This window comes from Ruegeria sp. AB6 (assembly GCF_056542685.1).
On the sequence record NZ_JBQGAD010000002.1, the window covers coordinates 681,331 to 694,672 of the forward strand.

Below are 13,342 nucleotides of genomic sequence, written 5' to 3' on the forward strand. Positions count from 1 at the left end.
AAAATCGACCCGACCACCCACTTATAGGCCGAGTCGATTGCACTTTGAGACGAGGATGACGGGTTTGCGATTTTTTCTCAAGCGTATTGAGGTTTTTCGCTGGGGATAAGATCTAGAAAAAATGCTGGAAGTGCGGTTGTTTACGTGGTGTTTTTCGCTTTTTCTCTTTTGGGTTTGGGGTCGCGTGCGAACAGGCGGGCAAGAAAAAAGGGGCCGAAAGGCCCCTTTGTCTTGATCCTTGTTGGCGCCTAGATGCGTGTGCCCGCGAAGCGGGTCTCCCAATCTTCGCGCTGCTCGTCGGTGATCTTGGCGAACAGCACATCCGGCACCGTGAACGCGTGACCCGCAGGTAGCGCGTCCAAAGCCTCGGCCACTTGATCGGGCCAGCTTGTGTCCAGCGTATTCATCGCGCTGAGCATCCGGGCCGAGGTTTCGGGGATGAACGGCGCGCTGAGCACCGCGTAAAGGCGAATCAGGTTCAGGCCCAGGCGGACCTGCGCGGCGGCTTGTTCGGGGTCTTCCTTGAAGGTCGACCACGGCGCCGCAGATTGCAGATATTCATTGCCTGCCACCCAAATCGCGCGCAATTCTTGCGCTGATTTGCGAACCTCCATCGCCTCCATGAACCCTTCATAGGCACGGACGCGGCGGGTGAGTTCCGCGATAAGCTCTTGTTCACGATCACCAAATGTGCCGCCCTCTGGCACCGCCTCACAGAATTTTGAACGGCAGAACTTGGTGATCCGGCTGACGAAATTGCCCAGCACGTCAGCGAGGTCCTTGTTCACCGATTGCTGGAAATTCTCCCACGTGAACTCGCTATCGCTGCTTTCCGGCGCATGGCTCAGCAGCCACCAGCGCCAGTAGTCGGCGGGCAGGATCTCAAGCGCCTGATCCATGAAAACGCCGCGGCCTTGGCTGGTCGAGAACTGGCCGCCATCATAGTTCAGATAGTTGAAGGATTTCAGGTGATCGACCATCTTCCACGGCTCGCCCGAACCCAGAATTGTGGCGGGGAAGCTGAGCGTATGGAAGGGCACGTTGTCCTTGCCCATGAATTGTACGTAACGGACGTCATCCGCACCTTTGTCGGTGCGCCACCAGCGTTCCCACTCTGCATCCGGTTTGCCGCTGGCATCGGCCCATTCCTTGGCGCAGGCGATATATTCGATCGGCGCGTCGAACCAGACATAGAAGACCTTGCCTTCCATCCCCGGCCAGTCCTGATCGCCTTTCTTCACCGGCACACCCCAGTCCAGATCACGGGTGATGCCGCGATCCTGCAGGCCGTCGCCGTCATGCAGCCACTTCTTGGCAATCGAAGTCGTCAAGATCGGCCAGTCGGCTTTGCTGTCGATCCATGCATCCAGCTGATCTTTCATCGCGGATTGGCGCAGATACAGGTGCTTGGTCTCGCGGATCTCTAGATCAGTCGAGCCGCTGATGGCGCTGCGCGGCTCGATCAGGTCGGTTGGGTCTAACTGCTTAGTGCAGTTTTCGCACTGATCGCCGCGCGCGCGGTCATAGCCGCAGTTGGGGCAGGTGCCCTCGATATAGCGGTCAGGCAGGAACCGGCCATCGGCGTTGGAATAGACCTGTTTCTCGCTGACCTCACGGATCAGACCGGCCTCGTCCAGCTTGCCCGCGAAATGCTGGGTCAGTCGTTTGTTCTGATCGCTGGAAGACCGCCCGAAGTGATCGAAGCTCAACCCAAAGCGGTTCGCGATATCGGCCTGAACGGCGTACATATCGGCGCAATAGTCTGCCACCGGTTTGCCCGCCTTTGCTGCGGCCAACTCGGCTGGCGTGCCGTGCTCGTCGGTGGCACACAGGAACATGACCTCATTTCCTCGGCCGCGCTGGTAGCGTGCATACAGATCAGCTGGCAATTGCGAGCCGATCAGGTTGCCGAGGTGCTTGATCCCGTTGATGTAAGGGATCGCCGAGGTGATGAGAATCCGAGCCATTTTGCGTTTCCACGTATCTAACTGCGCGACCGTCTACCTTATGTGACCGCCCAGCAAAACCCCGGCTTTTACCCACATGTCATTTTAGACACGCATCTATCAGAAAACGCGCCACTGATGCGGCCGCCGATTGAACCCGGATGACAGCGCGCAATACCCATAGGTTGTAAATTGGAATCACAACCTCTTGAATTTCTAGAAATGACTTCCCATATGAAATGTATACCAAAGTATACAATAACGAGGGCGATCCGCTGATGTTCGACTTTTTGCTCGAGGGTGCTTTTGTGCCCTTTACCATTTCGCTTGCGCTGCTGTTCGGTCTGCTGGCGCTAGAGCTTGTGGCTTTGGCGATCGGCGGCAGCATACTGGCGGGTGAGGGCGAGGTTGACCTGGATGCGGTTGATGCGCCTGATCTGGATGTGGCCGACCTTGATCTGGACATCGACTCGGATGTTGATCTGGGTGACTTTGAGCTGGCCGAGATCGAGGCTGATGCGCCGGGGGCCGAACCGTCCGGGCCTATGGCATGGTTGGGTCTGGGCAAGGTGCCCTTCATGATCTGGCTGGCGGTGCTGCTTGCGGGCTTTGGCCTGTCGGGCATGGGCCTGCAACTGGCGCTGCGCGACCTGCTGGGCTTTGACCTGCCATCTTGGATCGCCGCCATCCCGGCTGGCGCATTCGGACTGTGGTTCGCACGCGGCTTTGGCGGTGTTTTTGCCCGCCTTCTGCCCAAGACCGAGACCGAAGCGATGTCGGAACGGATGCTTGCTCGCCGTCGCGGTGTGATTACTCAGGGCACTGCCTTGCGCGGACGTCCAGCCGAGGTGCGCGTCATGGATCGCTTTGGCAATGCCCATTACCTGAGGGCTGAGCCGCTGCAAGACAGCGACACGCTGGAACAAGGCACCGAAGTGCTTGTGCTGCGCGACCGACGGCAAGATCGGTTCGTTCTGGTCGGCCTTTCGAACTAACAGAAATTTAACCCCAAATCGGAGGATTTTGTATGGAACTTACTTTCCTGATCACCACAGTTGCGACCATTTTAGCGGTCGTCCTGTTCATCGGACTTGTGATGGCCCGTCTCTATAAACGGGCAACAAGAGAAATTAGTCTGGTCAAGACTGGGCAGGGCGGCAAGAAAGTTATCATGGATGCAGGCGCTATCATCGTGCCGCTGCTGCACGAGGTCAGCCCCGTCAACATGAAGACCCTGCGTCTTGAGGTGCAACGCAGCGGTGAAGCAGCTTTGATCACTCAGGATCGCATGCGCGTTGATGTGGGTGTCGAGTTCTACGTCTCGGTCATGGCCACGGAAGAGGGTATCTCTCGTGCCGCGCAAACGCTGGGCGACCGCACTTTCGACGTTGAGCAACTGCGTGAGATGATCGAAGGCAAGCTGATTGACGGCTTGCGCGCCGTGGCGGCTCAGATGACCATGGACGGGCTGCATGAGAACCGCGCCGACTTTGTGCAAGAGGTGCAGAATGCCGTGTCCGAAGACCTGCTGAAAAACGGCCTGTCGCTGGAATCTGTCTCGCTGACTGCGTTGGACCAAACCCCGTTCGAAGCTCTGGACGAGAACAACGCTTTTAACGCCGTGGGTATGCGTAAGCTGGCCGAGGTGATTGCCGTGTCCAAAAAGGAACGCGCGCAGATCGATGCCGAGGCCGAGGTCGAAGTGCGCCGTGCCGCGATGGAGGCGGAACGCCAAAAGCTGCTGATCGAACAGGATGAAGCGCAGGCGCGGATTGAGCAGGCCCAGAAGGTCGAAACCATGCGCGTGGCGCAAGAGGCTGAAATCGCGGCTCGGACCGAGGACTCGGTGCGTGAAACTGAACGTGCTCGGATCGCCCGTGAAGAAGCCATCCGTTCGGCCGATATTGAGCGTGAGCGTAAAATCCGCGACGCAGAGATTGCTAAAGAGCGTGAGATTGAAGTGGCCGAACAGGAACGTCAAATCATCATCGCGCAGAAATCCGAAGAGGAAAGCCGCGCGCGTGCATCTGCCGACTTGGCCCGTGCCGAGGCGACCAAGGCAACCGAAGCCGTCGCGACCGCCCGCGAGGTGGCCGAAGCCGAGCGGATCAAGCAGATCGCTCTGATCGAAGCCACGCGTGAGGCCGAACGTCAGGCGACCGCGATCCGGCTGGCCGCGCAGGCCGAGAAAGAGGCCGCCGCTGACCGCGCCGAAGCCCGCCGCGAAGAGGCGCAGGCCGAGGCGGACGCGCTGAACATCCGGGCCGAGGCCAAGAAAAACGACATGCTGGCCGAAGCCGAAGGCAAGCGCGCCATTGTCGAGGCCGACAATGCTCTGTCCGCGGCCCAGATCCGCATGAAGGTCGATATGGCGCGGATTGAGACGATGCCATCGATCATCTCGGAGATGGTCAAGCCTGCGGAAAAAATCGACTCGATCAAGATCCATCAGGTGGGCGGCATCGGGGCCGGGGCCTCGGGCGGCGCGGCCAACAGCGACAAGCCGGTGGTCAATCAGGCACTGGATTCGATCATGGGCATGGCGGTGCAGATGCCCGCGCTCAAGAAGCTGGGCGAAGAGCTTGGCCTGTCGATGGAAAACGGTGTCGGCGGCGTAGTGAACGGAGCGCTAGAGCAGACGCAGGACCCCGTCGAGGGGCTGGAGGACGAGACGCCTCCGACCCAGTAACAAAAGGAAGGGCCGGGATTTCCCGGCCCTTTATTCTTCGCGCGACCGCTTCAGCAGTCGCCCGATGGTGAAGGATGTGCGTGGAGCATAGACATAGTTCGTGCGTTCGTCCGGGGTTGGGCGCGACCGCATCCGCGCTAGACCGAACACGATCAGTCCCATATGACCTACTGCCACAAAGGCAAACAAAGCACCCGGCCCATACTGCTGGATCAGCGTGGATGAGATATAGGGTGAGGCAATAGCCCCCAGCGCGTACCAAAACATCAGCGCGGCAGAAAGCTCAACCCGTTGTTCGGTCGTGGCAAAGTCGTTGGCGTGGGCAGAAGATACCGAGAAGATCGGGAAGGTGGTCAAGCCAAAGAACCCAGCTGCCAGCATGACACCGAGGGTACCGAACCCGCTGACCGCCATAGTGATGCCGCAGCTGAGCACTGCAGCGGCGGACAGCCAGATCAACACCCATCGCCGATCATATTTGTCGGCCAGCCATCCCAGCGGGTATTGCGCTAGCGCGCCGCCAAGAACGAAGGAAGCGAGGAAGAAGGCGATCTGATCCACACCTAGCCCGACCTCTTGCCCATAAACCGGGCCGACCATGCGAAACGAGGCAGAGCTGAGCGCTGACACAATCACTCCGGCCACCGCCAGAGGTGAGTTTGTCCAGGCCAGTCTGGGGCGCAGGCGGGGCGCGTCGGGCGTCTTAGGCTGGCTGGCCCGGGTCAGGGCCAGAGGCAACAGCGAAGCACAGCACAAGATGGCCAGCAGGTTGTAAGACACATAAGACGCGGGTGGCAGCACGGCGATAATCAATTGCGCGCAAAGCGACGCGCCCAGATCGGCGATGCGATAGCTGCCCATGACGCGGCCACGCGACTCGTTTGTGACCTTGGCGTTCAACCAAGCCTCAATCACTGTATAGCAACCAGCAACGCAGGTGCCTGACGCGATCCGCAGTACGGCCCATATGTTCGGGTTTTCAGTCAGAGTATGGCCCAGCAAACCCATCGCACCCAAGGCCGTACACACAGCAAATGCGCGCGAATGTCCGACGCTGCCCATGAGGCGAGGTGCCCACCAGCAGCCAACAAAGAATCCTATGAAATGCGCGGACCCCAATAAGCCGATCTGCTCGGTCGAGAAATCCAGTGTCAGGCCCGAGATGGCGTCAAGCGGGCCGACGCCTCCGGTCGAGAGCTGTAGCAAAATGACCGAAAGAAACAGGGCGGCAAAGGAAATCATCGTGCGCATAACGCCCCCACCTTGCGGCATCCCGCACAGGAATCGCGCAGCTTATCGACTTTGTCGCGTCGTTTTTTTGCTATTGGGTCCGTTGAATCTCTGCCCGGATATCTAGCCCGACCGTATCCTGAACCAGATCTGCAAAACCTGAGGCGCCGAAGTCGTGCCTGTTCAGCTCGCCTGTCAGGCGGATGGACAGGTCATCCAGACTGTCCGCAGCGCTGCCGGGCGCGCGAAACAGGTCGGCCTTCAGTTCGATCGGCATGGTGACTCCGCGCACTGTAAGGTCTCCGTTGATGATGGCCCCGTTCGAGATACGACCGCCCTCACCAAGCTGAACACTGGTTGAGACGAAATGGATGGTTGGATATTCCTTTGCCGCCAGCACGCTCTCGCTGAGCATGGGTTTGCGGGCGAAGGGCAGTTTGGTGCGCGCTTTGGCGACGTTCAGGATCACGTCCACCCGACTGTTGAGAAGATCATTCAGGTCGATCTGTATGTCGGCAGACTCGATTGGCATGGTGCCGGATTGGGAAATGCCGGACAGGTCAAAGGTGAAATCGACGGATGTCTCTTCGGGGACTAGTTGATACGTGCGTGGCGCAGCCAGCGCCGAACTCGCAAGAGTCAGTGCAATCAGGCTGGCCAGGACTGTGCGTCGAGTTAGTTGGGTCATGCCATGACCTCCTGCCTGCGGGGGCGCGATCGTTTCAGCAACATCAGCAGGATTGCGATGTTCAGCCCGTTCCAGAGAATGCCGTTGATAAAGGCCAGTTGATAATTTCCGGTTACGTCGTAAATCCAACCCGACATCCAGCCGCCCAAGGCCATGCCCATGATGGTCATCATCATGACAAAACCTACACGGGCTCCGGCCTCTTGCGGGGGCATGTATTCACGCACGACCAGCGCATAGCTGGGCACGATGCCGCCCTGTGCCAGCCCGAACATGAGGCTGATGATGTAGAGCGAGACCATGCCGTCATAGGGCAGGAACAGGAACAGCGCGATACATTGCAGGATCGACCCGATCAGCAGGGTCATCAGCCCGCCCAGCTTGTCGGCCACCATCCCGGAAATCACGCGGCTGACCACGCCGCCCAGCAACATCAGCGACAGCATCTCGGCTCCGACAGCGGGGCCATAGCCCAGCCCGACGCAGTATGAGACAATATGGACCTGCGGCATCGACATCGCGACGCAGCACCCGATCCCGGCCAGACCCAGTATGTATTGCAACGCGCGTGGTGAGATCCCGACGCTGCTGGCCTTGATTCTGGCGCTGGCGGCTGCGGTCTGATGCGCTTCGGCCGGAACCTGACGGCGCAGCAACAGGGACAGTGGGATGACGATGGCAGGCGTGATCATGGCAAGCGTCAGATAGACCTGCTGCCAGCCGTCCCGCGCCAAAATGTCCGACAGAAGGGTCGGCCAGATCGCGCCTGACAGGTAATTGCCGCTGGCCACCAGTGCCACGGCAATACCGCGCCGCTTCATGAACCAGTGCGAGATATCGGCGATCAGCGGCCCAAACCCGATGGAGGTGCCCAGCCCCACCAGCAAATGTGCCAGTGACAGGGTGATCATGTTCGGCGCCAGCGTTGCCAGCACATAGCTGACGGTGCTGAGTATGGCGGCCCCGATCAACGCTTTGGTCACACCCAGACGATCGACCAGTTGCCCCAGCCACATGTTTCCCAACGCAAAGCCTACCATGGTCAGAACGTACGGCAGCGAGGCTTCGGCCCGTCCGGCGTCGAACTGTGTCTCAATCGCGGGCATCACCACGATCACCGCCCACATGCCGACATTCGCCACCGTAGCGATGGCAAGCGTGATCGTGAGGCGTAGCCATGAATAGCGGCTGTCGTGGATTGCGTGGCTCATTCCCGGAACGCTAGGGCGCAGGGTGGGGGTTGGCTAGTCACTTCTTTCGTGATCACGTGGTGGTGTCACGCCGATACCTCGTCGGTTGCCGTTCTTTGCAGGTTCAATCCGGCGCGCGGTTTGGTCTGGGTGGCCTGCCATGTGACTGGGGGCAGGGCGCGGGCACGGCGGCGGGTTAGGGTCCAGCGGCGCGCCTCTTGAGTATGGTTCGCGGCCATGTGCCAGCGCGTCTCAACCCCTTGCGCGCCGCCGTCGCCGGGTGTCAGCAACAGCCCCAGTGGGGCCCGTCCCATCGCGCCGCCCTGTTCGGCCGCCAGATGCATCCGCCGCACGGGCGTCAGCCCCGGCGCGCCGGGCAGATCACCGATCACCAGCGGAACGGCCCCGCTGCGCAGTGCCTCTTCCAGACACCACAAGATATCCTCGGCGCGGGTGGGGTGGACAAAGATGAACCGGGCGGGGTCGACAAAGGGCATCATGCCGTCGGGGTTCAGCTGGCCCGGCCCCCACGCGGGGGAAATCCACAGCACGGGGCCTTGCGCCTGACCAGCCAGCCAGACGGCGAAACTGCGCCGGGCAGGGCCGCAGGCTTCGTGCACGCGGCCCAGTTGCAAGGTGATCTGAGGGTGCAGCGCCAGCCCCGGTATATCACGTGCGGGTTTGCGGCCAAGAAGCGTTGTGGACATGCCCACAATCTAACATGTTCTTATTTTGTTCTCAATCCTGAAATGCCTCTAGCGAGACAGGATCATACGCCCGTCCGCGAATTGGATGTTCGAAAACATATGCAGGTAATCCATCCCTAACAGCGACTGGTGCAGCTCGCCCTCATTCACCCAGGCTGAGATATTCTGATCGGTGATCGGGCCCAAAGTGACCGTTTCCAGACGTACAGGCGCGGTGCGTACCTCGCCATTCGCAGTCAGAGCGCGTCCGAAATAATTCAATTGGTTCAGGTCAACGCCGATCCGTTCAGCGTCGCGGGAGCTGAGGACTATCTGGCTGGCACCGGTATCCACTAGGAAAGTGATCGTCTGGCCATCGACCTCGACCGGCAGGTAATAATGGCCATCTGCCGAGCGGGGCACTTCGATCGTTTCGCCGGTCACGGTCAACTGCGGCACCGGGCTGACGGTCGAGCGGATATCTTCCCACAGGCCAACGACGGCGATTACGCCGATGAAGATGAATACCCAGGCCATGGCCTGTTGCAACGTCTTGTTCAGCGTCTGCCGGTTTTGCGAGATGAACCACGCGACAACCGCCACGCCCAACAGGCTGAGATACGCCAAACGTGCAATGCTATCCCCATCCATACCGATATCCTAACGGGTTGACCTGACACGTATATGGGGGGTCAGGAGGCAAATCCAAAGGCCTTGAGGCCATCCAGAATGAATTGAACCGACAGCGCCGCCAGCAGCATCCCCAACAAACGAGTCAGCACATTCAACCCGGTCTTGCCGAGGATGCGCGCGATCACGCCGCCTGACAGGAAAAAGATCAGAACTACCGCCATGACGGCCAGCATGACGATACACGCTTCGACGATGCCCAGCACACCAGGGTGCTGCCCGGCCAGCAGGATGATCGTGGCAATCGAGCCCGGCCCCGCGATCAGCGGAATGGCCAGAGGGAACACGGACGGGTCGGGGTGTTCTTCTTCCTCGGCTCGGTCCTCGCGCCGTTTGGTGCGGCGGTCGAACAGCATGTCGAGCGCGGTCAGGAACAGCAGCGCACCGCCAGCCACGCGGAAGGCGGGCATCGAGATACCGACAAAGCCCAGCACCGCCTCGCCAAACGCAGCGAAAGCAATCAGGATGCAGACGGCGGTCAGGCAACTGCGGATCGCTGTTTTGCGGCGTGTCGCTGCATCCATATCCTGTGTCAGAGCCACGAAGATCGGCGTGGTGCCGAACGGGTCGATCACCACGAACAAGGTGGTGAAAGCGGTGATGAAGAAGGCCAGGTCGATCATTCTGCGGCACCGCGCTGAAGTTCTGTCAGGATTGCCACGGCCTTATCGGCCTGATCGCTGGGAACGTAAACGTGGTCATGGTGATACCCCGCGACCATGTTTGCCGGAATGCCGGCTTGTGCAAGTGCGCTTGAGACAGCAGCGGTGAGGCCCACACCTTCCAGCGAGGAATGCACTTGCAGGGTAATGCAGCGCATAGGGACTGCGCCGGTCTGTGCTGCCTCGAAGGGAACGATCAGCGAAAGGCCCTCGGCCTCGATACAGCTGGCCCGTGTGCCCTTTGGCCATTCTGCGTCGGACGGCCAGACAACAAAGGCATATTCACCGGGCTGAAGCGCGGGGCGCATACCGGCAATCATGGCTTTGGTTTCGGTCACGGGGGATGTCATGACGCTTCGGCTTCCTCCAAACGTTCTGCGGCGGCGACCCACAGAGCTTCGGCTTTTTGCATCGCTTCAACCACCTCGGCGAATTTGCGGTTCCAGGTTTCCAGATCGTTGATCCGATCATCTTCATACAAGGCTGGATCAGCCAGCTTGGCAGACAGCTTTTCATGCATATCCGTCAACTTCTCAATCCGGTCTTCGCATTTGCGCAGATCGGCGCGCAGCGCCAGCATTGCATCGCGTGAGGGGCGTTTGGGTTTCGCAACTGCAGGTTTTTCCTTGACCGGCTTGTCGCGGGCCAGCAACAGGGCGCGATAGGCTTCCAGATCGCCCTCGAACGGTTTTACCGTCCCGTCCGAGACCAGCCACAGCCGATCCGCAACCAGCGACAGCAGGTGCATGTCGTGGCTGACCAGCACCACCGCGCCGGAATAGGCGGTCAGCGCCTCGACCAGCGCCTCGCGGCTTTCGATGTCCAGATGGTTGGTCGGTTCATCCAGGATCAGCATATGCGGCGCGTCGATCGTGGCCAGCAGCAGCGACAGGCGTGCTTTCTGGCCGCCGGACAGACGCCCGACCTCTGTATCCGCCTGGTCGGCATTCAGGCCAAACCCGGCCAGACGGGATCGCCACTTGCCCGGTGCCTCATCCGGGCGCAGGCGGCGCAGGTGGTCCAGAGGAGTCTTGTCCACATACAGCTCATCCACCTGATGCTGGGCGAAATAGCCGATGCGCAGCTTAGAGCTGCGGGTCATTTTCCCTGCCATCAGGGGCAGGCGGTCGGACAGCAGTTTCGACAGAGTCGATTTGCCCTGACCGTTCTTGCCCAGCAGGGCGATGCGGTCATCCTGATCAATTCGCAGGTTCAGACGGCGCAGCACTTCGGTGTCGCCATAGCCTGTGATACCGCCCTCAAGGTGAATGATCGGGGGCGACAGCTCCTCGGGCTCAGGGAAAGAGAACGCGCGCAGGGCGGCCTCTTGCGGGGTTGAGACAAGCTGTATGCGCTCGATCATCTTCAGACGCGACTGGGCCTGCACGGCCTTAGTGGCCTTTGCGCGGAAACGGTCCACGAAGCTTTGCAGATGGGCAATGCGGGCCTTGGCCTTGGCGTTCTCCGATTCCGCCTGAGCAATGCGTTCGGCGCGGCGTTCGGCGAATTTGTCGTAAGGCACCGCGTAGTAGGTCAGCTTGCGATCTTCCAGATGCAGGATCGACCCCACCGCGCGGTTCAACAGCCCGCGGTCGTGGCTGATGATTATGACCGTGTGCGGGTATTTGGCCAGATAGCTCTCCAGCCAAAGAGCGCCTTCGAGGTCCAGATAGTTGGTCGGTTCGTCCAGCAGCAGCAGGTCGGGCTGCGAAAAAAGCACCGCTGCCAGCGCAACCCGCATCCGCCAACCGCCCGAGAAATCCGAGCAGGGTTTCAGCTGATCCTCGTCATCAAACCCCAGGCCCTTCAGGATCGAGGCTGCGCGGGCTTCGGCGGACCAGGCGTCGATATCGGCGAGACGAGTCTGGATATCGGCTATGCGCGAGGGATCGGTGGCGCTGTCGGCCTCGGCCATCAGGGAACTGCGCTCGGTATCAGCCGCCAGAACGGTATTGATCAGCGAGACATCGGAGGAGGGCACCTCTTGCGCCACACCGCCGATCCGTGCGCGTTTGGGCAGCACGATATTGCCCGATTCCAACGCGAGTTCGCCCCGGATCAGGCGGAACAGAGTGGTCTTTCCGGTGCCGTTGCGGCCCACAAGACCCACCTTGTGCCCATCGGGGATGGTTGCACTGGCCCCGTCGAACAAGGGGCGGCCTTCAACGGCGTAATTGATGTCTTCGATCCGTAGCATGGGCCGCTCTTAACAGAGGTATGATGCCGCCGCCAGCGGCTTGGCATGTTCAACACGGGATCAATGTGATAGCGCTGCCATGTTTGAATGAAGTGGAATGTTTGATGCGGCCTGCGCAGTCCCCTCCGTCCTTGATCACATTGGTTTTGCTGACGGCGCTTTCGGTTCTGTCGCTGAACATGTTCCTGCCATCGCTGCCCAGTATCGGCGCGGCACTGGAGGCGGAATACGGCCTGGTGAACCTGTCGATCGCGGGTTATCTGGCGCTGTCGGCAGTCCTGCAACTGATCATGGGGCCGTTGTCCGACCGGTTCGGACGCAGGCCGGTATTGCTGATCTGTATGGTCATCTTCGTCATTGCCTCGGTCGGTTGTGCGCTGGCGCAGTCGATCTGGGTGTTTCTAGGGTTTCGGATGCTGCAAGGTGCCGTAGTGGCCGGGCAGGTGCTGGCCCGCGCCGCGATACGAGATATGCATCCACCGAATGAGGCCGCGGCAAAGCTGGGTTATGTCTCGATGGCTATGGCGCTAGCACCGATGCTGGGGCCGATGCTGGGCGGTCTGCTCGAGATGCTGTTCGGCTGGCGCGCCGGGTTTATTTTGTATGTTCTTCTGGGCGCGGGCCTCTTGGCGTTGATATGGGTCGATCTGGGTGAGACCAACACTAACACAACAGCTACCTTCGCCGCGCAGATGAGGCTCTATCCGCAGCTGTTCAATTCACGCCGGTTTTGGGGCTATTCCTTCTGTGCTGCGTTTTCGATTGGAGGGTTCTATGCGTTTATCACCGGTGCGCCTTTGGTTGCAGCAACGTGGTTCGATCTGAACCCCGCGCTACTAGGGTTGGGGATTGGGATCATCACGCTGGGGTTCATGGCGGGCAGCTATCTGACCGGGCGTCTAGCGGCGCGGGCCCGGCTGAATATTATGATTCTGATTGGGCGTGTGATTGCCTCGGTTGGGCCACTTGTGGGTCTTGTGGTGTTCGCAGCCGAGGGCGGCAGCGTCTGGACCTTTTTTGGATCAGCCATTCTGGTGGGGTTCGGCAACGGGCTGACCGTTGCCAATGCCACCGCTGGTCTGATGTCTGTACGTCCGCAATTGGCGGGTAGCGCTGCGGGGCTGTCTGGCGCGATGACTGTGGCGTTGGGGGCCGTGCTGACCATGGCCACCGGGGCCTTGGTTACTGCCGCGAATGCCCCATTTATCGTTCTTGGCATGATGTGCCTCAGCAGTTTCGCAGGGCTTCTGTCCATCCTCTATGTTCGTCGGGTTGACCAGTTGGACCCATTGCCAGACACGATCTGAGCGCCGCGCCATATAACACTTTTCTTGGGCCACATACCGTGCTAGGCGGCGCGCGAT

At 60.1% G+C, this 13,342-nt stretch carries 12 protein-coding genes; 3 read left to right on the forward strand and 9 right to left on the reverse strand.

The genetic code is table 11. The features are described 5' to 3' along the window. Positions 1-248: 248 nt before the first annotated feature. Entirely contained in the window at positions 249-1,967 is a 1,719-nt protein-coding gene (gene metG / locus ACR0DB_RS07475) for a methionine--tRNA ligase (protein WP_480549840.1), read from the reverse strand. Positions 1,968-2,185: 218 nt separating this feature from the next. Between metG and ACR0DB_RS07480 the strand changes: the two genes are divergently transcribed. Beyond that, positions 2,186-2,941: an OB-fold-containig protein gene (locus ACR0DB_RS07480; RefSeq protein ID WP_480549842.1), complete on the forward strand. Its 756-nt coding sequence runs from the start codon at positions 2,186-2,188 to the stop codon at positions 2,939-2,941. 32 nt (positions 2,942-2,973) lie between these two features. Next, on the forward strand, positions 2,974-4,635 hold the full coding sequence (locus ACR0DB_RS07485) for a flotillin family protein (protein ID WP_480549844.1): 1,662 nt from the start codon (positions 2,974-2,976) through the stop codon (positions 4,633-4,635). 30 nt (positions 4,636-4,665) lie between these two features. Here ACR0DB_RS07485 and ACR0DB_RS07490 read toward each other — a convergent pair whose 3' ends face one another. The 8 genes from ACR0DB_RS07490 to ACR0DB_RS07525 form a co-directional block, all read right to left on the reverse strand. Beyond that, positions 4,666-5,886, reverse strand: coding sequence for an MFS transporter (locus ACR0DB_RS07490; RefSeq protein WP_170784542.1), 1,221 nt, complete (start codon positions 5,884-5,886; stop codon positions 4,666-4,668). A 70-nt stretch (positions 5,887-5,956) separates the two neighbouring features. After that, positions 5,957-6,553 (reverse strand): YceI family protein, encoded by a 597-nt coding sequence (locus ACR0DB_RS07495; RefSeq protein ID WP_170769513.1) that lies wholly within the window; start codon positions 6,551-6,553, stop codon positions 5,957-5,959. Continuing rightward, entirely contained in the window at positions 6,550-7,764 is a 1,215-nt protein-coding gene (locus ACR0DB_RS07500) for an MFS transporter (protein ID WP_170769514.1), read from the reverse strand. The genes ACR0DB_RS07495 and ACR0DB_RS07500 overlap by 4 nt, the downstream gene beginning before the upstream one ends. Before the next feature lie 65 nt (positions 7,765-7,829). Further along, complete coding sequence (locus ACR0DB_RS07505; RefSeq protein WP_480549846.1) at positions 7,830-8,450, reverse strand: ImuA family protein; 621 nt, start codon at positions 8,448-8,450, stop codon at positions 7,830-7,832. A gap of 48 nt (positions 8,451-8,498) precedes the next feature. Further along, positions 8,499-9,080, reverse strand: coding sequence for a retropepsin-like aspartic protease family protein (locus ACR0DB_RS07510; protein WP_480549848.1), 582 nt, complete (start codon positions 9,078-9,080; stop codon positions 8,499-8,501). Between the two features lie 41 nt (positions 9,081-9,121). Then, a complete protein-coding gene (locus ACR0DB_RS07515; protein ID WP_480549850.1) occupies positions 9,122-9,742 on the reverse strand; it encodes a MarC family protein in 621 nt (206 codons plus the stop codon). Next, positions 9,739-10,131: an ACT domain-containing protein gene (locus tag ACR0DB_RS07520; RefSeq protein WP_170769518.1), complete on the reverse strand. Its 393-nt coding sequence runs from the start codon at positions 10,129-10,131 to the stop codon at positions 9,739-9,741. Before ACR0DB_RS07520 ends, ACR0DB_RS07515 begins: the two co-directional genes overlap by 4 nt. Next, positions 10,128-11,978, reverse strand: a complete 1,851-nt coding sequence (locus ACR0DB_RS07525) for an ABC-F family ATP-binding cassette domain-containing protein (protein ID WP_480549852.1) — start codon at positions 11,976-11,978, stop codon at positions 10,128-10,130. The genes ACR0DB_RS07520 and ACR0DB_RS07525 overlap by 4 nt, the downstream gene beginning before the upstream one ends. 104 nt (positions 11,979-12,082) lie before the next feature. On the opposite strand from ACR0DB_RS07525, the gene ACR0DB_RS07530 reads away from it, so the two are divergent. Continuing rightward, on the forward strand, positions 12,083-13,285 hold the full coding sequence (locus ACR0DB_RS07530) for a Bcr/CflA family efflux MFS transporter (RefSeq protein WP_170784552.1): 1,203 nt from the start codon (positions 12,083-12,085) through the stop codon (positions 13,283-13,285). The last annotated feature ends 57 nt before the right edge of the window (positions 13,286-13,342 follow it).